The sequence below is a fragment of the Streptomyces sp. Tu6071 genome (assembly GCF_000213055.1).
GTDB classification, from domain to species: domain Bacteria; phylum Actinomycetota; class Actinomycetes; order Streptomycetales; family Streptomycetaceae; genus Streptomyces; species Streptomyces evansiae.
Map to the genome: position 1 here is coordinate 5,753,212 of NZ_CM001165.1, position 25,581 is coordinate 5,778,792.

23 protein-coding genes, 1 other RNA gene and 1 pseudogene are annotated in these 25,581 nt (G+C 75.2%); 9 read left to right on the forward strand and 16 right to left on the reverse strand.

Going from position 1 to position 25,581, the window contains the following annotated elements; genetic code table 11:
• Positions 1–14 precede the first annotated feature (14 nt).
• On the reverse strand, positions 15–1,802 hold the full coding sequence (locus tag STTU_RS24280; RefSeq protein WP_043256187.1) for an MFS transporter: 1,788 nt from the start codon (positions 1,800–1,802) through the stop codon (positions 15–17).
• Between the two features lie 177 nt (positions 1,803–1,979).
• On the opposite strand from STTU_RS24280, the gene STTU_RS24285 reads away from it, so the two are divergent.
• A complete protein-coding gene (locus STTU_RS24285) occupies positions 1,980–2,825 on the forward strand; it encodes a MaoC/PaaZ C-terminal domain-containing protein (protein WP_007827737.1) in 846 nt (281 codons plus the stop codon).
• A gap of 78 nt (positions 2,826–2,903) precedes the next feature.
• Here STTU_RS24285 and STTU_RS24290 read toward each other — a convergent pair whose 3' ends face one another.
• Together STTU_RS24290 and STTU_RS36230 are read right to left on the reverse strand one after the other, a co-directional pair.
• Positions 2,904–3,104 carry a hypothetical protein gene (locus STTU_RS24290; RefSeq protein ID WP_043256188.1) on the reverse strand — a complete coding sequence of 67 codons (201 nt, stop codon included), beginning with the start codon at positions 3,102–3,104 and terminating at the stop codon, positions 2,904–2,906.
• A 98-nt stretch (positions 3,105–3,202) separates the two neighbouring features.
• The gene (locus STTU_RS36230) at positions 3,203–5,362 is read right to left on the reverse strand and encodes a hypothetical protein (RefSeq protein ID WP_007827739.1); all 2,160 of its coding nucleotides are present in this window, start codon (positions 5,360–5,362) and stop codon (positions 3,203–3,205) included.
• Between the two features lie 196 nt (positions 5,363–5,558).
• Here STTU_RS36230 and STTU_RS24300 point away from each other — a divergent pair, with 196 nt between their 5' ends.
• The 3 genes and pseudogenes from STTU_RS24300 to STTU_RS24310 all read left to right on the forward strand — a co-directional run.
• Positions 5,559–6,398, forward strand: a complete 840-nt coding sequence (locus STTU_RS24300; RefSeq protein ID WP_010274892.1) for a Nif3-like dinuclear metal center hexameric protein — start codon at positions 5,559–5,561, stop codon at positions 6,396–6,398.
• Positions 6,395–7,138: a zinc ribbon domain-containing protein gene (locus tag STTU_RS24305; RefSeq protein ID WP_199785088.1), complete on the forward strand. Its 744-nt coding sequence runs from the start codon at positions 6,395–6,397 to the stop codon at positions 7,136–7,138. Before STTU_RS24300 ends, STTU_RS24305 begins: the two co-directional genes overlap by 4 nt.
• A 38-nt stretch (positions 7,139–7,176) precedes the next feature.
• Positions 7,177–7,812: pseudogene (locus tag STTU_RS24310) on the forward strand (histidine phosphatase family protein); the annotation flags it as partial.
• A gap of 399 nt (positions 7,813–8,211) precedes the next feature.
• On the opposite strand, the gene eda reads toward STTU_RS24310, so the two are convergent.
• Complete coding sequence (gene eda / locus STTU_RS24315) at positions 8,212–8,868, reverse strand: bifunctional 4-hydroxy-2-oxoglutarate aldolase/2-dehydro-3-deoxy-phosphogluconate aldolase (protein ID WP_007827757.1); 657 nt, start codon at positions 8,866–8,868, stop codon at positions 8,212–8,214.
• Positions 8,869–8,946: 78 nt separating this feature from the next.
• The gene (gene yaaA, locus STTU_RS24320) at positions 8,947–9,747 is read right to left on the reverse strand and encodes a peroxide stress protein YaaA (protein WP_007827759.1); all 801 of its coding nucleotides are present in this window, start codon (positions 9,745–9,747) and stop codon (positions 8,947–8,949) included.
• Between the two features lie 337 nt (positions 9,748–10,084).
• Between yaaA and rnpB the strand changes: the two genes are divergently transcribed.
• Positions 10,085–10,485: RNase P RNA component class A (rnpB, locus tag STTU_RS32310), an RNA gene on the forward strand.
• Between the two features lie 440 nt (positions 10,486–10,925).
• On the opposite strand, the gene STTU_RS24325 is transcribed toward rnpB, so the two are convergent.
• A complete protein-coding gene (locus STTU_RS24325; RefSeq protein WP_052862413.1) occupies positions 10,926–11,789 on the reverse strand; it encodes a TetR/AcrR family transcriptional regulator in 864 nt (287 codons plus the stop codon).
• Positions 11,790–11,979: 190 nt separating this feature from the next.
• On the opposite strand from STTU_RS24325, the gene STTU_RS24330 reads away from it, so the two are divergent.
• Complete coding sequence (locus tag STTU_RS24330) at positions 11,980–13,035, forward strand: hypothetical protein (protein ID WP_007827766.1); 1,056 nt, start codon at positions 11,980–11,982, stop codon at positions 13,033–13,035.
• 185 nt (positions 13,036–13,220) lie between these two features.
• Here the strand turns inward: STTU_RS24330 and STTU_RS24335 are convergent, their stop codons facing one another.
• Complete coding sequence (locus STTU_RS24335; RefSeq protein ID WP_007827767.1) at positions 13,221–14,222, reverse strand: Lrp/AsnC family transcriptional regulator; 1,002 nt, start codon at positions 14,220–14,222, stop codon at positions 13,221–13,223.
• Positions 14,223–14,696: 474 nt separating this feature from the next.
• Here STTU_RS24335 and STTU_RS24340 point away from each other — a divergent pair, with 474 nt between their 5' ends.
• Positions 14,697–16,259 (forward strand): MFS transporter, encoded by a 1,563-nt coding sequence (locus tag STTU_RS24340; protein WP_007827770.1) that lies wholly within the window; start codon positions 14,697–14,699, stop codon positions 16,257–16,259.
• Positions 16,260–16,367: 108 nt separating this feature from the next.
• Entirely contained in the window at positions 16,368–16,622 is a 255-nt protein-coding gene (locus STTU_RS24345) for a hypothetical protein (RefSeq protein WP_007827772.1), read from the forward strand.
• Between the two features lie 71 nt (positions 16,623–16,693).
• Here the strand turns inward: STTU_RS24345 and def are convergent, their stop codons facing one another.
• The 8 genes from def to STTU_RS24385 all read right to left on the reverse strand — a co-directional run bounded on the left by def (position 16,694) and on the right by STTU_RS24385 (position 22,791).
• On the reverse strand, positions 16,694–17,422 hold the full coding sequence (def, locus tag STTU_RS24350) for a peptide deformylase (RefSeq protein ID WP_078519036.1): 729 nt from the start codon (positions 17,420–17,422) through the stop codon (positions 16,694–16,696).
• Between the two features lie 87 nt (positions 17,423–17,509).
• On the reverse strand, positions 17,510–17,737 hold the full coding sequence (locus STTU_RS24355; RefSeq protein ID WP_010274866.1) for a hypothetical protein: 228 nt from the start codon (positions 17,735–17,737) through the stop codon (positions 17,510–17,512).
• 192 nt (positions 17,738–17,929) lie between these two features.
• On the reverse strand, positions 17,930–18,814 hold the full coding sequence (locus STTU_RS24360; RefSeq protein ID WP_078519037.1) for a putative protein N(5)-glutamine methyltransferase: 885 nt from the start codon (positions 18,812–18,814) through the stop codon (positions 17,930–17,932).
• Entirely contained in the window at positions 18,807–19,373 is a 567-nt protein-coding gene (locus STTU_RS24365) for a hypothetical protein (protein WP_007827776.1), read from the reverse strand. The genes STTU_RS24360 and STTU_RS24365 overlap by 8 nt, the downstream gene beginning before the upstream one ends.
• A 66-nt stretch (positions 19,374–19,439) precedes the next feature.
• On the reverse strand, positions 19,440–20,237 hold the full coding sequence (locus STTU_RS24370) for an SAM-dependent methyltransferase (protein ID WP_007827777.1): 798 nt from the start codon (positions 20,235–20,237) through the stop codon (positions 19,440–19,442).
• A gap of 124 nt (positions 20,238–20,361) precedes the next feature.
• Positions 20,362–20,916, reverse strand: a complete 555-nt coding sequence (locus tag STTU_RS24375) for a DoxX family protein (RefSeq protein WP_007827778.1) — start codon at positions 20,914–20,916, stop codon at positions 20,362–20,364.
• A 187-nt stretch (positions 20,917–21,103) separates the two neighbouring features.
• Positions 21,104–21,997 carry a PhzF family phenazine biosynthesis protein gene (locus STTU_RS24380; protein ID WP_007827779.1) on the reverse strand — a complete coding sequence of 298 codons (894 nt, stop codon included), beginning with the start codon at positions 21,995–21,997 and terminating at the stop codon, positions 21,104–21,106.
• Between the two features lie 119 nt (positions 21,998–22,116).
• Positions 22,117–22,791, reverse strand: a complete 675-nt coding sequence (locus STTU_RS24385) for a TetR/AcrR family transcriptional regulator (RefSeq protein WP_007827780.1) — start codon at positions 22,789–22,791, stop codon at positions 22,117–22,119.
• 127 nt (positions 22,792–22,918) lie between these two features.
• Here STTU_RS24385 and STTU_RS24390 point away from each other — a divergent pair, with 127 nt between their 5' ends.
• A complete protein-coding gene (locus tag STTU_RS24390) occupies positions 22,919–24,352 on the forward strand; it encodes an MDR family MFS transporter (protein WP_007827781.1) in 1,434 nt (477 codons plus the stop codon).
• Positions 24,353–24,541: 189 nt separating this feature from the next.
• Here the strand turns inward: STTU_RS24390 and STTU_RS24395 are convergent, their stop codons facing one another.
• Complete coding sequence (locus STTU_RS24395; RefSeq protein WP_007827783.1) at positions 24,542–25,000, reverse strand: lamin tail domain-containing protein; 459 nt, start codon at positions 24,998–25,000, stop codon at positions 24,542–24,544.
• Positions 25,001–25,581 lie beyond the last annotated feature (581 nt).

A 25,581-nucleotide genomic window follows, 5' to 3' on the forward strand; every position in this document is an offset into this window, starting at 1 on the left:
GTCGTGCCACCGCCTCAGCCGCTCACCGCCTCCGCCCTCCCGCTCCGGTCCCGCAGGGGTGCGAGGACGAGGGGGACGAGGCGGGTGGCGTGGCCGCCGGGGAAGGAGACGGCGGCGGCGCGGGGGGTGTGGCCCGTGGCGCGGCAGGCGACGACGTAGGGGCCGGCGGTGAAGGCGGGCAGGGCGTAGCGGCCCGCCGTGTCGGTCGTCGTCAGGCCCGCCTGACGCCCTCGGCGGTCGATGAGGGTGACCGTCGCGCGGACGACGAGCGCGCCCTCCGCGTCCCGCACCTCGCCGCGGAAGCCGCTGAACCCGTCCGGGAGGAGGAAGTCGTCCCGTGTGCCCGGGAGTTCGACGAGCGTGAGGCGTTCGCCGCCGCCCGCCGCGCGCGGCAGGAACCACGCGAGCACGAGCCCGCCCGCCACGGCGCACAGCGCGATCACGAACGACGTGCGGAAACCGCTCATCGACGGCACCGCGACACCCCCGTGCGGCGTCGCCGAACCCGCGAGCACCATCCCGATCACCGCGCTCGACACCGAGGTCCCGATCGACCGCATCAGCGCGTTGAGGCCGTTCGCCGCCCCCGTGTCCTCCGGGCGCACCGCCGCGATGATCAGCGCGGGCAGCGAGGAGTAGGCGAGCCCGATGCCCCCGCCGACGAGCACCGCGATCAGCACGGTCTGCCAGGCCGACCCGAGCAGGCCGAGCCCCGCCCCGTACCCGATCCCGATGACCAGCAGCCCGAGCAGCAACGTCAGGCGCGGTCCGCGCCGCGCCGCGATCCGCGCGTAGAGCGGCGCCGTCGCCATCATCGTGAGCCCCAGCGGCGCCACGCACAGGCCCGCGACGACCATCGACTGCCCGAGCCCGTAGCCGGTCGCCTCGGGCAACTGGAGGAGCTGTGGGAGGACGAGCGTCACGACGTAGAACGACACCCCGACCATGACCGAGGCCAGGTTCGCGAGCAGCACCTCGCGGCGCGCGCTCGTGCGCAGGTCCACGAGCGGCGCGGCGGCACGCAGTTCGTACCAGCCCCAGCCGAGCAGCACGAGCACCCCGAGCCCGAAGAGCCCGAGTACCCGCGCCGAGCCCCACCCCCAGTCCGCGCCCTTCGTCACGGGCAGCAGCAGGCACACGAGCCCGAGGCTCAGGCCGAGCGCGCCCGGCAGGTCGAAGCGCCCCGGGGCCCGTACCGACGCGTCGGGCACGAGCGCCACGACGAGCGCGAGCGAGACCACGCCGAGCCCCGCCGCGAGCAGGAACAGCGCGTGCCAGCCCGCGTGCTGCGCGACGATCGCGGCGAGCGGCAGCGCGAGCCCACCGCCCACACCGATCGACGAGCTCATGAGCGCCATCGCGCCGCCGAGTCGTTCGCGCGGCAGCACGTCGCGCATGATCCCGATGCCGAGCGGGATCGCGCCCATCGCGAGGCCCTGGAGCGTACGGCCCGCGAGCATCGGCACGAGCGAGTCGGTCAGCGCGCACACGACCGAGCCCACGATCATCGCGCCGAGCGAGACGAAGAGCATCCGCCGCTTCCCGTACAGGTCGCCGAGCCGCCCGAGCACGGGCGTCGACACGGCCCCCGCGAGGAGCGTCGAGGTCATGACCCACGTGGCGTTCGCGGGCGAGGTGTCGAGAAGGTCGGGCAGGTCCTTGATGACGGGGACGAGCAGGGTCTGCATGACGGCGACGGCGATCCCCGCGAAGGCGAGCGCGACGACGGTCACCGAGGGATTGCGGGGGCGGGGAGCCGGAGCCTTGCGGGGTATCCGGGGGCGGTCGTGGGTGTGGGGCATGAGCGGTGCTACCTCCGACCCTTGCGGACTGAAAGTGATCCGGTACGGAGGGTAGTCCGGTGGTTCTCGTACGAAGGGGAAACCGGCGGCCCCGGTGGAAGCGGGAGGGGCACGGGCCGCACGGAGCGTGCGCCCCCTGAGACGGCGTGTGCGGCGCGTGCGTCACAATCGGGCCCCATGCCGCTCGATCCCGCCCGCCTCCTGGCAGCGCCACCCCGCGTCCGCACCCTGACCTGGTCGCACAGGGACGTCCTGCTCTACCACCTGGGCGTCGGAGCCCCGCCGTCCCGCCCGCACTGGACCCTGGAGTCCCGCCTCCGCGTCCTCCCCTCCTTCGCCGTCGTCGCGGGCGGCCAGGACGTCCTGAGCGCTCTGGACACCCCTGGCGCGGAGAGTGTCGACCGCACCCAAGTGCTGCACGGGACGCAGGAGTTGATCCTGCACCGCCCGCTCCCGGCCGAGGGCTCCGCCCGCGCCCGTACCGCCGTCACGGATGTCCACGACAAGGGCTCGGCCGCCGTCCTCGGCTTCCGCACCGAGGCGGCCGACGCGGAGGGCCCGCTGTGGACCGCGCGGCGGCTCCTCTTCGCGCGCGGCGCCGGCGGCTTCGGGGGCGCACGCGGTCCCGCGCTGCCCAGGCCCCCGCGCCCCGAAGGCCCCCCGGCCGCCGTCCACCGCGTCCCGCTGCGCGAGGACGCCGCCCTGCTCTACCGCCTCAGCGGCGACATGAACCCGCTGCACGCCGACCCCGCCGAGGCGGCGCGCGCCGGTTTCCCGCGCCCGGTGCTCCAGGGGCTGTGCACGTACGGGACGGCCCTGCGCGTCCTCGTCGACACCCTCCTCGACGGGCGGCCCGAGCCCGTGAGCCGGTACGCGGCCCGCTTCTCGGGCGTCGTCTTCCCGGGCGAGACGCTGGAGCTGACGGTGTGGCGGACGGGCGAGCGGGAGGCGCGCGCGGAGGCCGTCGTGCCGGACACGGGGCGGCTCGTGCTCGCGGACGCGGTCCTGGAGTGGGAGGCGTGACGAACGGGGGCGGGGCCCGGTGACGCTGATCCGCGTCCCCGGGCCCCGCCCGTCCTGCTGGTGTCTCCCCCTGAACGGCTAGGCCGCGGCCCGCTCGTCCTCGAAGAACTCGGCGTGGTCGGCCTGCTCGGCCCCGGGCTTGCGGTGGCGTCCGCCGGGCCGGGTCTCCCCGGCCTCTTTGGCGCCCGCCGCGTTCCCCCGGTGCCGCCCCGGTCCCCCCGCGTCCCCGTTCGGGACGGACGGCGCTTCGGCGGCCCCCTGCTTGCTGATCTCGGTCAACGGAACGTCACCCCGTAGTACTCGTTCACGTGCGCAACAACTACCCCGGGATTTTCTCATGTCACGTCAGACACATGTTCGGGGGGTCCGGGTGGAGTTCAGCCGTGGAGAGGCGAATCGCGCAGGGGTACGGGGCGGGTCGCGGCCTCGCCCGACGGCGGCGGCGTGGTCCAGGTGATCCCGGAGGGCACGGCGTCGGAGTCCGGCAGGTTCCGGGCCGCCGCGGGCTCGTCGGCGGGCACGGGCAGCGGTACGGACACGGCGCCGCGCGTCACCACGAGCCCCGCCCTTATGGCCGCTCCCGCCGAGCCGAGCCCCCCGGCGAGCGTCGAGGGCCCCGCGACCCCGGAGAACCCGGAGACGGCCATGACGGAGAAAGCGCCGGTGGCCTGCGGGGGTTCGGGCGCGCGGACGACCTCGGGGGCGGCGGGCGGTGGGGGTGGCGCGGTCGGCGGTTGCGGGTGCGGAGCGGGGTGGGCGTGGGGAGCGGGGTGGGCGTGGGGGCCGGTCTGCTCGGGCGAGGGGGGCGGTGCCTGCCCCGCCGCCTGCGCCGGGTGCCCGCGCTGCTCGTGCGGCGCGGCGGCCGGGGTGGGCCGGGCGAACTGCTCCTGTGGCGCGGCGGGCCGGGCGTACTCGTCGCGCGGGGCGGGTTGTGTCGGCTGGGGGTGCTCGTGCGGGGCGGGGGGTGCGGTGGGTGGTGCCGGTCGTGCGGGGTGCTCGTCCAGTGCGGCGGGCTGTGTTCCCTGTGCGGGGTGCTCGTGCGGTGGGATGGGCTGTACCGGCTGTGGCCGCTGCGCGTGGTGCTCCTGCGGTGGTGCGGGGCGTGTCGGCTGCGGCTGCTGGCCGGGCCGTTGCTCCCCGGCACCGTGCCGCTCTCGCGGCTCCGCGGCCTCGGGGCGGGGGTGCCCCGGCGTGACGCGGGGGAGCGGCCGGGTGGCGGAGTCCTCCAGGTCCGCGCCGCGATAGTGCTCGACGGGCGGGGCGGGGGGCGCGACGGGCGCCGGGGGAGCGGGCGGCGCGGAGGCGGGGCGCGGGCCCGGTACGGAGCGGACGGGCGCCGCGGTCTCCGGCGCGCCCCCCTCGGCCGCCCCGGGCCGCGCGTCCTCGCGGCCCGCGCCGGGCGCCCCCGTACCGCCGCCGTCACGGTCGCCGCGACCGTCGCGCGGGCTCGCGGGACCGCCCGCCGACGAGGCCGCGAGAACCACCTCGCCGGTCTCGGAGCCCGAGGGCCACGTCACTCTCGCGAGCCCGCACGGGCCCGTCCCCTCCGCGTACGGCAGCCGCAGCACGCCGTCCCGCGTCCACAGGCCGCCGCCCGCGAGCCAGCCGCGCGGCGCGGGGAGCTGGTGGAGGCGGCGGCCCACGGGGCGCCACACGCCGATCCAGCTCCCGCCCACCGGGCCGTCCACGCGGAAGGCGACCGCGCTGTGCTCGGGCAGCAGGTCCTGGCCCGGCTGCACGGCGAAGGGCGTGAGGCGTGCCTCGGACAGCTCCAGGCACTCGGGGAAGCGCACGGGCAGCGCGCTGCCGAGCACCCCCCACGCGAGCCGGTCCTGCCCCAGCGCGTTCGAGCGGATGAGGAGCAGCCCGCTGTCCACGTCGGCGCTCAGCAGCCGGTCGTCGCTGCGCTCGGAGATCTGGAGCAGCGGCGAGACCTCGCCCGCGCGTTCGAGGTCGACGGCGACGGCCTTCGTCACGCCGTTCTCGTCCGTACGGTCCACCGCGAGCATCCGCGCCTCGCGGTCCAGCCACACGCCGCCCGCGCACCGCCCCGGGATCTCCGCGAGGTGCTCGGGCCCGAAGGCCCCGCCCGCGACGAGCCACACGGCCGTCGAGTGCAGGCCGGGGGCGAGCGCGTACACGCGCCCCGGCACCGGGCTCGGCGGGAGCAGCCGCAGCGGTCCCGGCGAGCCGTCGGCGCGTACGTGCTCGACGGCGCCGAGCGGCTGCTCGCCCGTGTCGGGCCCGCTCGGGTAGAGCAGGGAGAAGTAGTGCATGGGCCCTTCGGGCCGGTGCACGAGGACCCGGCCGTCCGGCAGGGGCTGTGCCTCGGTGCCCGCGGGCTCGGGGCGCGCCACGGGCAGCGGTACGGCGAAGGGCTCCGGCCCGCCGAGCGTCCACCGCTCCACGTGCCGCCCCGCCGTTCCGCCCTCGTCGGGCCCGCCGGGCGGCACGATCCTCGCGGCGTACGAACCGTCCGCCGCCACCACGAATCCGGGACCCTCACCCTGCGGCCACGCGGTCTCACTGACCGTCATCGCTGCGTCACCTCCGGCGACGAAGCTAGTTTTCAGGTGCCCCCATGACAGCCCAGGACCCCCGACTTCACCCCAACGGGTGGCGAACCGGCGAATCGCCTGACATCCGGGACACCTTGTGCTCGGCACCGGGTCTCCGGCCCGCTCCCCGTACCGCCCCGGAGGAACCCCGCCCGCTCCCGGTAACCTTGCCCCCGTGCCCCGCCTCTCCGAAGTCACCGCCGCCCTCGACGCCCTCTGGCCCGCGCACCGCGCCGAGTCCTGGGACGCCGTCGGGACCGTCGTCGGTGATCCCGGGGCCGAGGTCCGGCGCGTGCTGTTCGCCGTGGACCCCGTCCACGAGATCGCCGAGGAGGCGGTCCGCCTCGGCGCCGACCTCCTCGTCACGCACCACCCGCTCTACCTGCGCGGCACCACCACCGTCTCGGCGGCGACCTTCAAGGGCCGCGTCGTGCACGACCTCATCAAGCACGACATCGCCCTGCACGTCGCGCACACCAACGCCGACAGCGCCGACCCCGGCGTCAGCGACGCCCTCGCGGGCGCGCTCGGCCTGCGCGTCCTCGGCCCGCTCGTGCCCGACACCAGCGACCCCGAGGGCCGCCGCGGCCTCGGCCGTGTCTGCGAGCCCACCCGCCCGCTGACCCTCGGCGCCCTCGCGGAAGCCGCCGCGCGCGCCCTGCCCGCGACCGCGCAGGGCATCCGCCTCGCGGGCGACCCCGAGGCGCCGGTCCGCAAGGTCGTCGTGAGCGGCGGAGCGGGCGACAGCCTCTTCGACGCCGTACGGGCCACGGGCGCCGACGCCTTCCTCACCGCCGATCTGCGCCACCACCCGGCCTCCGAAGCCACCGAGCACGGCCCGCTCGGCCTCATCGACGCCGCGCACTGGGCCACCGAGTGGCCCTGGTGCGAGCAGGCCGCCGCACAGCTCGACGAGATCTCCGACCGCCACGGCTGGGAGCTGCGGGTGCACGTCTCGAAGACGGTCACCGACCCCTGGTCCGCACACTTCGATTCCACAGGAGCCCCCAACTGAACGCCGCACCCGCAGACCAGGTCCGCCTGCTCGACCTCCAGGCCCTCGACACCCGTCTCGGCCAGCTCGCGCACCGCAAGGAGTCGCTGCCCGAGCACGCCGAACTGACCGGTCTGGGCAAGGACGCCACCGGGCTGCGCGACCTGCTCGTCGCGGCCCGCGCCGAGGAGGGCGACACCGCCCGCGAGCAGACCAAGGCCGAGCAGGACGTCGACCAGGTCCGCACCCGGGCGACCCGCGACCAGCAGCGCCTCGACTCGGGCGCGGTCACCTCGCCGAAGGACCTGGAGAACCTCCAGCGCGAGATCGCCTCGCTCGCCAAGCGCCAGGGCGACCTGGAGGACGTGGTCCTGGAGATCATGGAGCGCCGCGAGTCCGCGCAGTCGCGCGTGGCCGAGCTGACCGAGCGCCTCGGCTCCGTCGAGACCCGTGTCGCCGAGGTCACCGAGCGCCGCGACGCCGCCGCCTCCGAGATCGACGCCGAGACGGCGACCGTCGCCAAGGAGCGCGCGGTCGTCGCGGGCTCCGTCCCCGACAGCCTCCTCGCCCTCTACGAGAAGCTGCGCGCCCAGCGCGGCGGCGTCGGCGCGGCGCGTCTCCACCAGCGCCGCTGCGAGGGCTGCCGACTGGAGCTGAACATCACCGAGGCGAACGAGGTCAAGGCCGCCAAGCCCGACGCCGTCGTCCGCTGCGAGAACTGCGGGCGCATCCTGGTCCGCACCTCCGAATCGGGCCTGTGAGCGCGGGGGGCGCGGCCTCCGGCGACCGTACGGCCACCGCGTCCCCGCCCCCCGACCTCGGGCCGCCCACGACCTTCGTCCTGCTCCGCCACGGCGCGACGGCGCTCACCGCGCACGGCCGCTTCTCCGGCAGCGGCGCACGCGAGGACCCGCCGCTCGCGGAGGCGGGCCGGGCACAGGCGGCGGCGGTCGCGACGTACCTGCGCGGCACGCCGGTGGACGCCGTCGTCTCCTCGCCCCTGCGCCGCTGCCGCGAGACGGCGGCGGCGCTCGGGCTGCCGTACGCGGTCGACGCGGACCTGCGCGAGACCGACTTCGGTACGTGGGAGGGCCTGACCTTCACCGAGGCCCGCGCCCAGGACCCCGACGCCTTCGCCGCCTGGCTCGCCGGCCCAGGGGCGGCCCCTCCGGGCGGCGAGAGCTTCGCGGACGTCGCGGTCCGCGTCGCGGCGGCCCGCGACCGGCTCCTCGCCGCGCACCGGGGCCGCACCGTGCTGCTCGTCTCGCACGTGACCCCGCTCAAGACACTGCTGCGCCTCGCGCTCGGCGCCCCGCACACGGCACTCTTCCGCATGGACCTCGCCCCGGCCTCGCTCTCGGCGCTGGCGGTGTGGGGCGACGGCAACACGACGGTGCGGTACCTGAACACCACGGCGCACCTCCCGCCGGGCTGAGTGCCGGGGGAGGGGCGCCGGGAAGCGGTTTGCGGGGGACTCCCTGGGGACTCCCTGGGGACTTTCGGGGCGGCGCCGGGCCTCGCGCGGCTGTTGGACGCCCCGGTGGCCGGGCGCGGCGTCGTGCTTTCGTGGGCCGGGGAGCGAGGGCGTACGGGCCGTGGTCTCTTACGCCGACGGCCTGGGCACCCGCCGTGAGTTCGGCCGGGCAGCCCCCGCCGGTGGAGCGCGCCATGTGCGAGCGCCCGGCGGACTCGCCGCGTGCCCGAGCGGATTCGGCGCGGCACGCATCGGCGCCTCACGGGCCGTAGCGCACGCCGCTTGGCCAGGCCGGGACAGAACGCTCCCGCCCCGCCGGTCGCTTCCGCCCCCGCGGCTCGCTTCCGTCCCCCTCCCGCCTCAGCGCAGCGTCGCCGCCTCGCGGGCCAGCGCCTCGACCCGGTCCCAGTCCTTCGCCTTCACCGCGTCGGCGGGGAGCATCCACGAGCCCCCCACGCAGCCGACGTTGGGCAGCGCGAGGTAGTCGGGCGCGTTCTTCGGGCTCACGCCCCCGGTCGGGCAGAACCGCGCCTGCGGCAGCGGGCTCGCGAGGGACTTGAGGTACGGGGCGCCGCCCGCCGCCTGCGCCGGGAAGAACTTCATCTCGCGCACGCCCGCCTCAAGGAGGGCCACGACCTCCGACGTCGTCGAGACGCCGGGCAGGAAGGGCACCCCGGAGGACTTCATCGCGGCGAGCAGCGCGGGCGTCCACCCCGGGCTGACGAGGAACCGCGCCCCCGCCCGTACCGCCGCGTCCACGTTCGCCGCCGAGATGACCGTCCCCGCGCCCACGACCGCGTCGGGCACCTCGGCCGCTATCGCCGCCATCGCGTCGAGCGCGACGGGCGTCCGCAGCGTCACCTCGATCGCGGGCAGCCCCCCGGCCACGAGGGCGCGCGCGAGCGGAACGGCGTCGGCGAGGTCGTCGATCACGACGACGGGGAGCACGGGGGCGAGGTCGAGCACGGAGGCGGGGGCCTCGGAAGCGGCCTGGGCGGGGACGGGCGAGTCTGTCATGCGGTCATCGTGCCTCGCGCGGCGCACCCTGCGCAAAGCGCGTTGCGCAGGGCGCAACGACCTCACCTGTCGGGCGGCTCAGTGCACGTCCGTGACCACGACGTCGAGCGCCCACGGCTTCCCCCTGCCGCCGGGCCCCGCCGTCTCCACCGTGTGCCCCAGGTCCCGCAGCGCGGCGACGAGTTCGGCGGGCGAGGCGGCCCGTACGTCGTGCGCGAGCAGGTCCCGTACGAGCCGCCCCTTCGTCGCCTTGTTGAAGTGGCTCACGACCGAGCGCTTCTCGACCCCGCCGACCATCCGCGCGTGCAGCACCCGCACGGTCACGGTGCGCTCGGCGAGCGCGCCCTTCGGCTTCCACGCGGCGGCATAGGCGGCCGAGCGCAGGTCGAGGACGGGCCCCTCGCCCGCCGCCTCCGGCAGCACCTCGGCCATGAAGGGCCGCCAGTACGCGCCGAGCGCCCCGAGACCGGGGAGCTTCACGCCCATCGCGCAGCGGTAGGAGGGGATGCGGTCCGCCGTGCCGAGCGCGCCCCAGAGGCCCGAGAAGACGAGCAGCGAGCGCGCGGCCCGGTCGCGTGCGGCGGCGTCGAGCGTGGCGAGGCCGAGCGCGTCGTAGAGGACGCCGGTGTAGATCTCCCCGGCGGGCCGCGCCCCCGCCTCGTACAGCGCCGCGTTCTTCGCGACCTCGCCGCGCAGCCCCTCGCTGAGCCCGAGCACCTCGCGCGCCTTCTCCTCGTCGCCCGCGCACAGCGTGACGAGTTCGTCGAGCACCCGCTCCCGCGCGGCCGTGAGCCCCGGCAGCGCAAGACCGCCGAGCGCGAGCGGGGACCCCTCGCCCCCGGCGGCCTTCCCCTCGGACGGCGGCAGCAGTACCAGCACGGTGTCTCTCCTCGCTCACGAACGCGCGGGGCGACCGGAAACGGGCCCCGGACCAGGGTAATCGCGACCGGGGCCGCGATGGCTAACGCCAGAAGCCTTGACGACCGACGCCGTTGGCCCGTCCCCGCCCGCCCGATCGCGCTCCTCGCGGCGCACGCTTTCGGCGCCGGGCGCGTACCCGCCTCCTCGCCCTGTCGTGCGGCCGAGGGGACGGCCCGTACCGCCCCCCGCCGCTGCTGAGACTGGACGCCGCTTCCCCTCGCACGCCGACCTGGACGGCGCCTGGGAGCGCGGCGCGCCGGCCCTCGCCCGCCCGGTACCATGACCGCACGGCAGACGAGCCGGGCGGACGGCCGCGTGGGCCCCTTCGGGGACCCCCGAGGAACGTCCGGGCTCCACAGGGCAGGGTGATGGCCAACAGCCACCCGGGGTGACCCGCGGGACAGTGCCACAGAAAACAGACCGCCGGAGGCTTCGGCCCCCGGTAAGGGTGAAACGGTGGTGTAAGAGACCACCAGTGCCCGAGGCGACTCGGGCAGCTAGGTAAACCCCACCCGGAGCAAGGTCAAAAGGGAACACCCCGGTGTTCCTGCGCGGACGTTCGAGGGCTGCCCGCCCGAGTCCGCGGGTAGACCGCACGAGGCCGGTGGCAACACCGGCCCTAGATGGATGGCCGTCGCCTCGGCACGCCGCAAGGCCCCCGAGGAACAGAACCCGGCGTACAGCCCGACTCGTCTGCCGCCCTCCGGGCTCCGCCCGAAAGGGCCCGGGCGGCTCCCCCTCTTGGAGAGGCTTCGCGGCCCCACTGCGCCACCGGCCGAATCCGTCAGCAGGATGCGGCGCTTGTCCGCCGGGTCGGCCCCCTCGGGGGAGGGCGTATCACGGGGTCTGACCGCCGCCGGGAGCGGACGGCGGCCCCGTGGCCGTCTTGAATCCGCTCAGGCGGAGGACCGGTGAGGCGGGCTCGTCCTCGGGCGTCACCCCGCGAGCCCGGACTCCCGCAGCCGCCACGTGGTCATCGCGGGCACCCTGCCGGGAAGGCCCGCAAGGCCCGCACGGCCCGCTCGGAACGTGACGCCGCGTTCGTCGCGGCCGAGGGGGTGAAGGCCCGGCCCTGTTCCGCGAGTTGCGGGAGACCTCGGCTTCCCGCCGGTCCTGTGCGGGCAGGCGGTGTGCGTTCAGGTGCTCTCCCCGGCCGCCTCCTCTCCCGTCGCGTCCTCCGCGCCCGGGAGCGCCACCGCGCGGACGAAGGTGTCGGTGAAGATCTCGATGGCCTCCTCGGGGGTGGGGAGGTTCTCCGCGCCCGGGATGGCGGGGGCCGCCGGGCGGAGGAGGAAGTGGGAGAAGAGGGGGCCCGTGAGCTGCTGGAGCAGGAGGAAGAGGGGGAGATCCCGGATGCGTCCCGCGGCGGCCTCCTCGCTGAGCCAGCGACCGCTCGCGCCGAGGATGCGCGGGAACATGCGCCCGTACATCGCCTGGACGGCGGGGTCGGTGGGGCGGGCGAAGGCGTCGGCGATGATCGCGGGCAGGACGCGCGGCTCGTTGTCGAAGGCGTTGACCATCGCGCGGTAGATCGCGCGGACCGTGTCCCGGAGGCCCTGGCGCGGGCCCGCGAGCAGCGCTTCGACGTCGAGTATCGGGCTGTAGCGCTCGTAGACCTCGTAGAGGAGCTCGTCCCGCCCGCCGAAGGCCGCGTACAGGCTGTGGACGGAGCACTCGGCGCGTTCGGCGACCCGCTCCAGTGTGGTCGCGGCGAGGCCCTCGGCGCTGATCAGCTCGGCCGCCGCCGTGGCCGCGCGGACCCGGACCGGCTCCTGGCCGCCGGGGTCGACGCCCGCGGCGCGCACCGCCTCGTCGAGGGTGCGGCGGGTGCCGCCGAGGCGGCGCATGAGGGTGCTGCGCGAGATGCCGGCCGCCTCGGCCACGGCGAGCAGGGGCACTTCGGCCACGGGGACGCCGCGATCCGCGGCGGTGTGCAGAGCGGCCCGCACGATCTCTTCGAGAGGGGAACGCGCGGGGACGGAATCGCTGAGGTTTGACACAGGGATAAGGGTACTCTGTAATCGGGTGTCAGGGGGTGGTGCGGCGGCGTCGCCGTCCCGTGTCGCCCCTGTTCTCCCCTGCCCGCCGGTCTCGTTCCGCCGGTCTCGTCCGTCCTTAGCTCGTGCGCATTCTGTCCCTTCCTTCCCACACCGTCCCGACCGGCGTGCCCGGCGGGCGGGAGGAGTCGTCATGACCGATCAGCCCGCCTCCGCCGCAGGGACCGCGCCCGGGGGAGGCCCGCCCGCGCGGCCCTCCGGCACGGTCCGCAAGCTCACGGTGGTCCTGCTCGGCCTGACCGCCGTGGTCACGCTCATGCTCTGCGCCTTCGCGCTGCCCAGCGTGCACGGCGGCCCGCACGAGGTCCCGATCGGCGTCAGCGGTCCGCACGCGGCGACCGAGGCCCTCGCCCGGAAGCTCCCCTCCGACGAGTGGAAGGTCACGGTCTACGCGGACAAGGCGGCCCTCACCGCCGACATCGAGGACGGCGACGTCTCCGGCGGCCTCGTCCTCGCCGCTGACGGGCCCGGGATATACACCGCGACCGCGGGCGCCCCGATGGCGACCAACGCGCTCACCGCGCTGGGCAACGGGCTGGCGGCCGAGCAGCACGCCAAGGCCACCGTCCACGAACTCGTCCCCTTCACCGCCGACGACCCGCGCGGCTCCGGGTTCTCCGCCGCCGCGCTGCCGATGATCTTCGGCGGGATGTTCCCCGCGATCATCCTCACCCGCCTCTTCCCCGGCCACGCCGGGCTGCGCGTCCGCCTCACCGGGGCCGTGCTCTTCTCGCTCCTCGCCGGTTTCGCCGTCACCGCGCTGCTCCAGTACGGGACGGGCTCGCTCGACGGCTCGTACGCCCTCACCTCGCTCGGCATGAGCCTCGGCATGGCGGCGCTCTCGCTCACCTTCATCGGCCTGGAGGCGCTCGTCGGCTTCGGGGGTCTCGGCGCGGGGGCGGCCCTCATGATGTTCCTCGGCAACCCGCTCTCCGGTCTCCAGACGGGCCCGCGCTGGCTGCCCGACGGCTGGTCCACCTTCGGGCAGTTGCTCCCGCCCGGCGCCTCCGGGAGCCTGCTGCGCGCCAACGGCTTCTTCGACGGCGCCCACGCGGCCGGTCCCCTCGCGGTGCTCGGGGCCTGGGTCCTCCTCGGTGTCGTCCTCCTCCTCGCGGCCGACCGGCGCGCACGGGGCGCGAGCCGCGCGGGCGCGCGGGAGCGGGCGACGCGGGTACCGGCGGCTGTCTGAGAGCCCTCCCGGGCCGCCGCCCGGAAGGGGCCGAGGTGATCCTCCTCGCGGGCCGCTGTCCGGGAGGACGGGGGAGCGGGGCGGGCGCGAGGGGCACGCCCGCCCGCGCACCGCCTCGGCGCGAGCGCCGGGGTGCTCCGTACCCCTCACCGCCTCAACGCGAGCGCCGGGGTGCTCCGCCCTCCTCACCGCCTCGGTGCCGGTGCCGGTGCCACCAGTCGGCCCCGGTGCACCAGTGACGCCGCCTGCTTCAGCGTGCTCAGGCGCACGCTCACGCTGTAGCCCGTGATGCCGGGGACACGTGCGAGGCTCCGGCTCAGGAAGTCGTAGAAGTCGGCGGCGTCGGTGCACATCGCGATGGCCATGAGGTTCTGCTCGCCGCTGGTCGCGGCGGCGAAGACGATCCGGGGCAGCGCGGCCACCGCCGTGCCGGTCTCGTCGAGCAGCGCGGGCGTCGTCCGCAGCCACAGGGCCGCGCTGAACGGGTAGCCGAGGCGTTCGGGGACGAGGTCCACGTCGTAGAAGAGCGTCCCGGCCCGTTCCAGGGTCTCGATACGGCGGGCGATGCGGCCCGGTGTCCAGCCGGTGCGCTCGGCGAGCGTGGCCTGACTGGCCCTGCCGTCCTCGGCGAGCACCGCGAGCAACGGCGCGTCCTCGGGGCGCGGCTCGACGGGCGGACCCACCGGCACCGGACGCGGGTGCCGTTCCCGGAGCCTGGCCACCGCCTCCTCGGGGAGCGAGGGCCCGAGATGGCCCCAGTCCGCGCCCGGCGGCGAGTAGGGGTGCAGCATCATGCGCGCGTCGACCCCGAGGACGCCGGGGAACCTGGCGAGCCGCCGCAGCACGTCGGAGACGCGTCCGTCGTGCGGAGTCTCCAGGGAGCAGACGATCTCCGAGCCGCCGAAGGTGATGTTCGCGAAGGAGACCTCGGGCAGCCGGGTCACCGCCTCGGCGAGCGCGTCGAGCCGGTCGGGCCGCAGCGAGATCCGTACGACGCTCGTCGCGAGGCCGTGCACCGCCGGGTTCACGAGCCCCACGACCCGTACCGTGCCAGCCCGGCGCATCGCCCGGAAGCGGCGCGCCACCGTCTGCTCGGAGGCTCCCACCACCTCGCCGACCAGCCGGAACGGCGCGCGAGGCGCCACGTGCAGGGCGTGGAGGATATGACTGTCCAGGGTGTCGGCCATGGAGAAAGCATCGCACCGCCCGGCAGACTGTAGATGTTTCCGGCGCTTCATCCGCTCCGGCTTGGTGGAATTCGCAGTTCCGGCGGAGACTTCCGGAGGATTCGCGGACGGTTCACGGCGCGCTCCCGGGCCACCCAAAGCCACCGGCCGAGCCACCCGGCCGGAGCCACCCCGGCCCCGGCCACCCGGCTCACGCCACCCCGGCCCAGGCCCCGGAGCGCCGTCCGGCCCCGAGTGCGTACGTACCGCGTACGCGACGGGGACCCCAACCCGTCCCGCCGGCCGGCGAAGGCGCCGTCCGGCCCGCTCGTACGCCCGGACGAACGGCCGCCATCGGCCGCCCGCCCGGCCCGTACGGCCGGACCTGCCGCACCGCCCACGACTCCGCCCGTCCCACGCGCCGGAACCTCCCGGCGCTTCGAAGGAGTTCCCTTGTCCCAGTCACCGCCCGCAGCAGTCGAGCCCCATCGCGGGGTGACGCTGTTCATGGCCTGCCTCGGGGTCTTCGTCGCCTATCTGCCGGTGACGAGCGTCTCGGTGAGCCTGACCGCGATCCAGTCGGCACTCTCCACGACGACCTCGCAACTCTCCTGGGTCTCGGACGCCTTCGTGCTGCCGATGGCCGCCTTCATCCTCACCGCCGGTGTCTTCGGCGACGTCCACGGCCGCAAGAAGGTCTACCTGACCGGGCTCCTGCTCTCCGCCGCGGGCGCGGCGACCTCGCTGACCGCGCACTCGGTCGGCCAGCTCTGGACCGGCCAGGCCCTCTCCGGGCTCGGCGCCGCCGCCCTGCTGCCCACGACGCTCGCGCTCATCAGCCACGCCGTGCCCGACCACCGCGAGCGCGGCAAGTTCATCGGCTTCTGGGCGATGTGCCTCATGGGCGCGCTCGCGCTCGGCGGCATCGTCTCCGGCACGATCCTCGCGCACGCGTCCTGGCGCTGGATCTTCCTCGTCCCGATACCCGTCGCGCTCCTCGCCTTCGCCGTCTCGGCGAAGCTGTTGCCCGAGTCGCGCGCGCCGCGCACGAGCCGCCTCGACTGGCCGGGCCAGATCACCGCGATGCTCGCCATCACCGGCCTCGTCTACGGCGTCATCGAGGGCGGCGCGGGCTCCTTCACGGACGCCCGGGTCGTCGTCGCGCTCGCGGTCGCCGTCGTCAGCGGCGTCCTCTTCGTCGTGGTCGAGCGCCGCGCCGAGCACCCCATGCTCGACCTCAAGCTCTTCCGCAGCCCCGGCTTCACCGCCACGACGCTCGTCGCCATGGTCATGTTCCTCGGCATGATCGGCTTCTTCTTCGTGCTGAGCCTCTACTTCGGCATGGTCCAGCACCTCGACACGCTCGACACCGCCTGGCGGATGATCCTCGTCACCGGGGCCGCGCTGATCGTCAGCGGCGTCGTGGGCCGCCTCATGCACAAGATCGCGCCGCGCCTCCTGATCACGGTCGGTCTGCTCCTCGTGACGGCGGCGCTGCTCACGCTGCTCGGCGCCGAGGCGGACAGCTCCTTCGGCACCCTGTCGTGGCGGCTGGTCCTGCTCGGCCTCGGCATGGGCATGGTCACGACGCCGATGACCGCGACGGCCGTCGCCTCCGTGCCGCACCCGCTCGCCGGGATGGCCGCCGCGGGCAACAACGCCTTCCGGCAGGTCGGCGGCGCGCTCGGCCCGGCCGTGCTCGGCGCGCTCCTCACCAGCCGCGCGGCCTCCGCGCTGCCGGACAAGCTCGCGGGCAAGGGCGTGGACGGCCCCCTCGCGGACCGGCTCACGCACGCGGTCGACGGCGGCGGCCTCGGCGCGGTCGGCTCGGTGCCGCTCGGCGCCCGCGCGGGGCAGGTCTACGGCGCGGTCGGCGACGCCTTCCTCGACGGCATGCGCCTGTGCCTGACGATCTCGGCGGCGCTCACCTTCATCGCCGCCGTGCTCGCCTTCGTGCTCCTGCGCCCGCGCGCGGACCGTGCGGGCAGGGTGGTGCGCGAGTCGGCCGCCCAGGCCCCGGCGGGCCGCGAGGCGGCGGGCGAGGGCGCGCACGCCTGACGGCACGGCGAGGGACGTGGGCCGCCCGGTCACGAGGGGAACACCTTCGCGAGCGGGCGGCCTCGTGCGTACGGGAACCGGAGCCCGCCCCGTACTCTCTCCCAGGACATGAGCGCCCACGACACGAGTGACTTCGCCGACGAGGCCCGCAGCCGCGCCGCCCGCCTGCTGCGGATGGCCGCTCCCGAGGACGACAGGGACGGGCTCATCGCCTACGCCACCGACACGCCCGACCCGCCCCTCATGGGTCCCGACGGCATCCGCACCACGGGCTGCCCGCGCTGCCGCCGCACGATGTGGCTCCAGCGCGAGGCATGGGTGTGCGCGGGGTGCGGAGAGGTGCGGGAGCGCGGGGAGGACTGAGGGGTACGGGGTTTCGCCGCGCGCCCCCGTACCGGGCCGCGCGCCCCCGCCGGGCGCATCCCGCCCCCGCCCTACCGCTCCCCGCTCAGATCCTCCACGCCCATCGCCGCCGCCCGCGCCCGGCGCTCGGCGAGGACGGTGGCGCGGGCCTCGGCCATGTCGGTGAGGACCGTGCGACGGGCCCGCCGGGCGAGCCGGTCGACGTAGAGGATGCCGTTCAGGTGGTCCGTCTCGTGCTGGAGGCAGCGGGCGAAGTAGCCCGTGCCCTCGATCGTCACCGGGCGCCCGTCCAGGTCCACGCCGCGCACCACCGTGCGGTCCGCGCGGGGCAGTTCGTGCTGCGCGCCGGGCACCGAGAGACAGCCCTCGACGTCGTCGACGAGGGCGCGGCCCGACGCGGCCTCGTCGATCACCGGGTTGAGGACGTGGCCGACGTGCCGGGCGCCCTCGTCGTCGAAGCAGTCGTAGACGAAGAGCCGCAGGTCCACGTCGACCTGGTTGGCGGCGAGCCCCGCGCCCTCGGCGAGGTACATCGTCAGGAACATGTCGGCGACGAGCTGCGCCAGTTCGGGGGTGCCGAAGACGGTCGCCCCGGCGCAGCGGCGCGCGAGGACCTCCTCGCCGGCCTCGGTCACCCGCAGCATCCGGCCGCGCGCCGCCTCGGGGGCGAGCGGCGGGTACTCGCCCTCGAACCGCTCGCCCCGCACGTACACGGGGACCCCGGCGGGAATCCGCGCGCGGACGGAGTCCGGCGGCGGGACGAGGCTCCGCGCGGGGCCGGCGGCAGCGGGTTCGGTCATGGGGCGGCCTCTCTCGGGAACGCGACGGGCGCTGCGGCGCACGCGGCCAGAACCCTACCCGCGCGCCGCGCGCCCACCCCCGCCCCGTCAGCCGTGCGGGACGTGCCGCACGCGCTGCCGCAGCTCCTTCTCCACGTCGTAGCGATTCAGGCCCTGCTCACGGGCCCAGTCGGTCACCGCCATGTGCACCTCGGCGGCGGCGTTGAACCACACGCGCCGCTGCGCGTTCTGCTCCTCACCGTCCAGGTGCTCGATCCTGCGGCCCTCTTCGTCGGCCGCCTGCTGAAGGGTGATCAGGTCTTCGGGTAGCTCCACGGGCGGCACGGTAGGCGCCGGGGGCGCCGGGGACGGGGTGGACACGGCGGGCGTCAGTCGTACGGAGCAGGTCGGGCGGGGATGCCGTCGCGGGGCTCCGCCCCGGGCCCCGGATTCGGGGCTCCGCCCCGGGCCCCGCTCCTCAAGCGCCGGAGGGGCTGATTCATGGGGCGCTGCCCCATACCCCGCTCCTCAAACGCCGGAGGGGCTGGAGGGCGAAGCGTCGGAGGGTGAGGGGCTGGAGGGTGAGGGGCCGGAGGGTGAGGGGCCGGAGGGTGAGGTGTGCGGGCGCGTCCCCGTCACCACCGTCGCCCATCCCTCCTCCTCGTGGGCGATCTCCGCGTGGAGGGCCGCCGCCGTGAAGATCCCCGCGACCTCCGGTGCCTGGCGTTCGCCGCTTTCGACCAGGAGACGGCCGCCCGGGGCGAGCCACGTCGCGGCCTCCTCCGCCACGCGGCGGACCAGGTCGAGGCCGTCTCTGCCCCCGTCCAGGGCGACGAGGGGCTCGTGGGCGCGGGCCTCGGCGGGGAGGAGGCGGACCTCCTCGCTCGGTACGTACGGGACGTTCGCCGTCAGGACGTCCACGCGCCCGCGCAGCGCGGCCGGGAGCGGGGCGTAGAGGTCGCCCTCGTGGACGTGCGCGCCCACCGGGGCCAGGTTGCGGCGCGCCCAGCGCAGCGCGCCGGGGTCGACGTCCGCCGCGTGGAGCGTCGCGCGCGGGCCGAGCGCGGTGCGCAGCGCGAGGCCGAGGGCACCCGAGCCGCAGCACAAATCGAGCAGCGTCACGGCGCCCTCCGCGCGCACCCCGTCGAGCGCCCGCGCCACCAGGAACTCGCTGCGCCTGCGCGGCACGAAGACCCCGGGCCCGACCGCGATACGCAGCCCGTGGAACACCGCGTGCCCCACGACGTGCTCCAGTGGCTCCCCGGCCACGCGCCGCGCGACCAGCGCGTCCAGCGCCCCCTCCCGGCCCGCCGCGTCCTCGGGCACCGCCGCGAGCAGCAGTTCCGCCTCGTCCTCGGCGAAGACGCAGCCCGCCGCGCGGAGCCGGGCCACGAGGCCCGCGACGTCAGCCACGCCCGCCCATCGTGTCGGGGAGCCTGCGCACCGGGCTGCCCCAGCCCCGTACCACCTCGTAGTCCGTGAACTCCTGCACGAGCCGGTACGCCGTGCCCGCGTGCGGGCCGCGCCGCTCGGCGGCGAGGAAGGCCTCGGCCTCGCGGCGGTCGTGGCGCGGGGTCCCGCACAGCTGCCACGTACGGCCGTTCCACATCTCCGGAATCCAGCGCTCGCGCGCCTGCGGGCGCTCGTCGCGCTCGCCGTAGCGCGAGGGCGCGACCAGGTACTCCCGCTCGCCGTCCGGCAGCCGGGCCGCCCTGCGTCCCCCGCGCCGCCGCGTCTCGCACAGCAGGCACAGATCGGGGGCGCTGTCGTCCCGGGGCCCGAAGGGGTGCTCCGCGCAGCGCGTCGTCGGCTCGGGGCCCTCGACGGTCTCCTCCAGGAGGTCGAGGGCGCGCCGCAGGTCCTTGGCGATCTCGTGGAGCTTCGCCTCGGTCGTGTCGCCGCCGAGTTCGTCGCCCTGTTCCCCGAGCGCCCTGAGCGCCCGGCCCAGGGCCGGGATCTTCTGCTGCCTCATGGCGTGAGCCTCCGGTGTCGCGCGTGCCCGTACCCGCCCATTGTCCAACGCCCGCCGGTCGAGCCCTCAGCCCACCCGCCCCACCGGCACGAGCGTGAGCCACGCGATGCCGAGCAGGCCCAGGTGGCCGTCGAGCCAGAAGGCGCGCTGCGCGTCGAGCCGCTCCCGTACCGCGTCCGCCTCGGGGTGGCCGGGGTGCAGCGCGAGCCATTCCTCGCCCGCCGCGCGGTACCCGGACTCGAACTCCTCCCACTCGGAGGCGCTCGCCGTCTCCGTCCACAGTGGCCGGAAGCCGCCCGCCACGGCCGCGTCGACGAGCGCGCCGAGCGAGGGATGGTCCTCGGCCTCCGCGCCCGGCCACAGCCGCGCCAGCTCCTCGGCGCCGGGGGTACGGGTGAAGAAGCCCTCCCCGAGCAGCACCCGGCCGCCCGGGTTCACGAGCCGCCGCAGCTCGGCGAAGAGCCTCGGCAGGTAGTCGGGCGCCTCAGGGTCGGCGAGCGCCTGCCCCGAACCGCCGCACAGCACGACGTCGGCCGGTCCCCGCTCCGTGCCGCGCGCTGACTCCTCGTACAGCCGCACCCGCGCGTCGAGCCCGCGCTCGCGCGCCCGCTCCCCGGCCCGCAGCAGGTCCTCGCCCCGCAGGTCGATCCCGGTCCCGTGCGCCCGCGGCACCGCCTCCAGGACGCGCAGCATCAGCTCCGCCCAGCCGCAGCCGACGTCGAGCACGCGCGTGGGCCGCGCGGCTGCGAGGCGCGCCACGATGCGCGCGGCGCGTTCCTCGGAGAGCGGGTTGTGGAAGGTGAGCGCGGGCAGCCCGGAGGGCGGGGCGTCCGGGGTGTCTCGCTGCGTCTCGGCGGAGGTCATGGGAGCGGACGGTACGGAGCGGGGCGGGCGGGGGCGAATGGTTTTCCTCCCCCGCGAGTGCTCCGCCCGGGGTACGGGTGCGGGGCCACCCGCCGGGACGGGAAGCCCCGCACCGGTACGTGCCTCAGCTCTCCCCGGCCTCCGCCGGGGCGGCCTGCCGGACCCGCTTGTTGCGCTGCGCGACGACCGTGAGGGCCGCCGCGGCGCCGCCGATGAGCGCGGCGGGGACCATCCAGTGGCGGTTGAGGGCGTGACCGAGCTTGTGGTCGAGCGAGAACCTGCCGGGACCCGTGACCGCGAGGCCCGCCGCGGCGAGGCCCAGGAAGGCCGGGTACTCGTAGCCGCCGCCCTGCGCGAAGAAACCGCCGGGGGCGTGGACGGCGGCGGCGCCCGCCATCGTCCCGGCGGCGGCGGCGCCCGCCGCCGGGGTCGCGAGGCCCAGCGCGAGCAGCGTGCCGCCGCCCGCCTCGCCGAGCCCGGCGGCGAGCGCGTTGAGCTTGCCGGGCGCGTAGCCCATCGACTCGAACGCCTGGCCCGTGGCGTCGAGCCCGCCGCCGCCGAACCAGCCGAAGAGCTTCTGCGAACCGTGCGCGGCGAGCACCCCGCCGGTACCGAGGCGCAGGGCGAGGAGCCCGAGGTCGAGCCGACGCCCGTGCGTGCGGCTTTTGTGGCACTTCACGCTGTCTCCTTGGGGGATCGAGGGAGGGGGAGCCGTGTCGCGGGGACAGCTCCTGCGCGCCTCGCGCACACCGCCGTACGCCTCCGGGACCCGGTGATCACGAGGCTACGCCTCCCACGCCGCACCGCACTCCGGGGGCACGCGTCCGGCTCCCACCGCGCCCGGGTGTCCCGGCGCCCGGGTGTCCTCAGTCCTCGGCCTCCGCCGGGATGCGTACGGCCGTGCCCGCGACCCGTACCCGGGGATCGCCCGCCCGCAGCGTGACCGTGACCGTGCCGGGACGCCCCAGGTCCTCGCCCTGCACGAAGGTGAGCCGCGCGTCCTCGCGCACGAAGCCGAGCGAGCGCAGGTACGCGCCGAACGCCGCCGACGCCGCGCCCGTCACCGGGTCCTCGACGACACCGCCGACGGGGAAGGGGTCGCGCGTGTGGAAGACGCCGGTGTCCGGGTCGTGCCAGAAGAGGTGCACGGTCGTCAGGCCGAGGCGTTCCATGAGCGCGCGCAGCCGCTCGAAGTCGTAGTCGAGCGCCGCGAGCCGCTCGCGGGTACCGGCCGCGAGCACGAGGTGCCTGGCCCCGGCCGAGGCGATGCGCGGCGGGTACTCGGGGTCGAGGTCCGCAGCGGGCCAGTCGAGCGCGGCGAGGGCCTCGGCGAGGTCGTCGGGCGCGATGTCCTCGACACGCGGCATGACGCTCGTCAGCGTGGCGCGCAGCTCACCGTCCTCGCGCTCGACCCCCACGGGCACCTGCCCGGCCGGGGTGAAGAACACGTACTCGCCGGGCCCCTCCCGCTCCGCGAGCGCGACGGCGGTCGCGATCGTCGCGTGTCCGCAGAAGGACACCTCGGCCTTCGGGCTGAAGTAGCGCACCCGGTGCGTGCGCGGCTCCCCGCCGGGGAGCACGAACGCCGTCTCGCTGTACCCGAGCCGCGCGGCGATGCCGAGCTGCTCGTCGTCGCTCAGCCCCGAGGCGTCGAGCACGACCCCGGCGGGGTTGCCCGCGCGCGGGTCGGTGGTGAACGCCGCGTACCGGCTGATGCGCGGGGCGGGGGCGGCCGGAGGCGTGGGGCCAGGTGTCGTCATGGTGACGACAACGGGAGGGGGAGGGCGGGGTATTCCCGCCCCGTCCCTCCGCCGCGCCGGAGGGACGGGGCGTACGGGAGCGCGGGGGGTGGTGGGAAGCGGGTGGTGCGCCGGGCCGGTCAGGCCTCCGCCGTCCTGGGCTCGTACTGCCCGATCCCCGCCGCCAGGAAGGCCGCGGCGTCGTCGATCCAGCCGAGGAGAACACGCTCGCGCACCTCGTCGGGGCTGTCGGCAGCGTCCGCGTCGTGGGCGAGGCCGAGTGCCGCTCGGGTCTCGGGCCCGGTGAGGAGGCGGAGCAGGGCGACGAGCTGGACGGCGACGAGGCGCGCGCTCTGCCCGGCCCCGGGGGCGCCGGTCTCGGCGGCGAGCGCCGTGGTGAGGGCGTCCTCGAAGCGCTCGTACATGACGAGGAGCCGGGGCCGCAGGTGCGGGTCCGAGCCGAACGCGATGTGGAATTCCTCCACGCCCCGCGCCCCCTCGCCCTGCCGGGCCAGGTCCTTGAGGAAGTCGCGTACGGCGTCCAGCGGGGTGCTGCCTGCCGGACGCTCCGTCACCGCGTGGACGAGCTCCTCGCGCATGTCGTCCTCGCCCGCGAAGGCGAGGTCCTCCTTCGAGGAGAAGTAGGTGAAGAGCGTCTTCACCGAGATGTTCGCCCTATCGGCGATCTGCGCGACGGTGACGCCCTCGTACCCGTCCCGCGCGAAGAGCGCCTCGGCGGCGTCCAGGATCGCCTGCCGCGTCATGAGCTTCTTGCGCTCGCGGAGGCCGGGAGCGGGGGAGGGGAGTGCTGGCATGAGCCCACTGTAGCTCTCCAGGGAGGGGAATTCGAGAGTGCCAGGAAAAAGTGAGTCATTCACCTTGCCGCTTGACGCGAAAAGGTGAACGACTTACCTTTCGAGAGTCCCGAACCGGAGGTTTTCCATGACGACGCCCGACCGTGCCCCCGCCCGGCGCACACTCCTCGTGCTGATGGTCCCGCTCATGCTTGTGCTGTTTCTCGCGAACCTCGACCAGACGATCGTGGCCGCCGCGCTGCCCACCATCGGCCGCGACCTCGATTCCGCGTCGGGTGCCTCGTGGGTCGTCACCGCTTACCTGCTGACCAGCGCGATCACGACCCTGATCCTCGGCAAGCTCGGCGACATGTACGGGCGCAAGCGCGTCTTCCAGTTCTCCATCGCCGTCTTCCTCGCCGGCTCGCTGCTGTGCGGCCTCGCGCCGGGAATCGGCGCGCTCATCGCCTTCCGCGCCCTCCAGGGCATCGGCGGTGGCGGCCTGAACTCGCTCGTGCAGGCGATCACGGGGGACCTCGTCCCGGCGCGCCGCCGGGCCGCCTGGCAGGCGCTCACCGGCGTGGTCGCGACCCTCGCACTCGTCGCGGGGCCGCTCCTCGGCGGGGCCTTCGCCGAAGGACTCTCCTGGCGCTGGATCTTCTGGATCAACCTGCCGATCGGCGTCGCCGCGCTGTTCACCGTCGCCGCGAAGCTCCACCTGCCCCGCCCCGCCGCCGCGCGCGGGCGTGTCGACTACGCGGGCGCCGCGCTCGTCGCCGCCCTCACCACCACGGCCCTGCTCGTCACGACGTGGGGCGGAACCACCTACTCCTGGACCTCCCCGCTCGTTCTCGGCCTGCTCGCCGCGACGGTCCTCGCGCTGCTCGCGTACGTGCGCGCCGAGCGCCGCGCGGCCGAACCGCTCACCCCGCCCCGGCTCTTCCGCTCGGCCGTCTTCGACCTGGCCGGACTCCAGTTCTTCCTCGCGACGCTCGTCCTCTTCGTCGGCATGCTCTACGTCCCGATGTTCCTGGAGACCGTCCAGCACGCGACGGCCTTCAGCGCCGGCCTCTACGTCATCCCGCTGCTGCTCGGTCTCGTCGCTGCCGCGATGGTCTCCGGGCCGCTCATCGCGAAGACCGGGCGTTACAAGATCTACCCCGTACTCGGCTCGCTCCTGACCGGCGGCGCGATGTACTGGCTCGCCCAATGGGACGCGCACACCGCGCCGTTCGGACTCATCACGCCGCTCGTCGTCGCGGGGGCCGGTCTCGGTCTCTTCGTGCAGGTCTCGCTGCTCGCCGGGCAGAACGCCGCCGCGTACGACGACCTCGGCGCTGCGACGGGCACCCTCAACTTCTTCAAGAGCCTCGGCGGGGCGGTCGGTGCCGCCCTCTTCGGCGCGATCCTCGCCCACGCCCTCGCCCACGGCGCGGCGCTCGCCGCCTTCCACACGGTCTTCCTGTGGGCCCTCCCCTTCATGGGTGCCGCCCTGGTCGCCGCTCTCGCGATGCGTGAGAAGCCGCTCTCGGAGGAGATGCGCGAGGTGGCGGCGGGGGAGGTGGAGGTGCCGGAGTACTAGGCCCTTTCGTCGCATTTCCGTCTGCCGTGTGACGCCATGCACGCCCCCCGGCCGAAGGCCGGGGGCCCCGTGGCCGCCCTCCGGGTGGCGACGGGAATGTGACGACAGGGCCTAGGGGCGGGGTACGGGGCGCCGCTGCCTTCGGGCGGAGGGTGCCCCGTACCCGTACCGGTCCTGCCGGTTCGTCCGTCAGTGGCAGTTCTTCTGGCCGCTCTTCGCGGTCTTCCAGGAGCAGGAGTCGCGCAGCGCGCCCTTCGATGTGTACAGCCGTGCCTTGTCGCCCGTGTTGTTCCACACGTACGCACCACGGTTCCAGTAGACCGTCCCGGGCACGTTCTTGCCCTTGCCGGTGCGGACCTTGACCGTCTTGCCCGCGCCGATCTTGTAGCTGCCGAAGGTGTACGTGTAGCCGGTGTTGTCCTTGAGCTTGTAACCCTTCAGCTGCACCGCCGACTTGGAGTTGTTGTGGATGTTCACCCACTCCCCGTTGAGCGAGGTGTTGCTGCGGGTGTCCTTGCCGGGGCTGTCGAACTGGACGAGCCCGATGTGGATTCCGCTCTGGTGGGCGGCGGCCTGCGAGGGTGAGGCCGCGAGACCCACGAGGGCGGCGGCGGCGAGGACGGCCGGGGCCGCGAAACGAATGCGCACGTAGTGCTCCGAAGTGTTCCGAAGGATTCCGAAGATCACGGAAAAGGGCATGCGGGTGCCGGAGAACGGCAAAAAGTGCTTGTATGCGGTATGTCCGGCATACGAGTGAAAGACGGTTCATCGTACTAAGCGGCGGGGAGTGGCGGGAGTGTTTCGCCGAAGTCCGTCCCGGCCCCCGGGAGGACCGCCCCGTGAGCGAGCAAGTCCTCTGCTGGGCAGCCCCGTTGCTCTCCTCGGGTGTCCGCCGGCCGCTCGGGCTTCCCGGCCTCCCGCTCCCGTCCCGTTCGCATCCCGTCCCCCTGATCGGCTTCGGGCCGACACGTGACAGACGAGCCGAGTCGTGGATTGGTTGTACGGGAAGCGTGAAGAGATGGTGTGTTCCCGGAGGTGGCCTCCTCGCCCTCCGTGCCGTTCTCGTCCAGGCGCCCGGTCGTCGTCCTGCGCGGGTTCCGCCGGGGTCGGTGCCCGTGCGGGACCCGCGCCGGGGGAGGGGCGGGCCGCGTACGCTTCCTGGGGATTCACCGCGGGTCATCGGGGGCCCCGACGTCCCCGGTTTCCCCAGGGTGCGCGGGGGTCGCGGG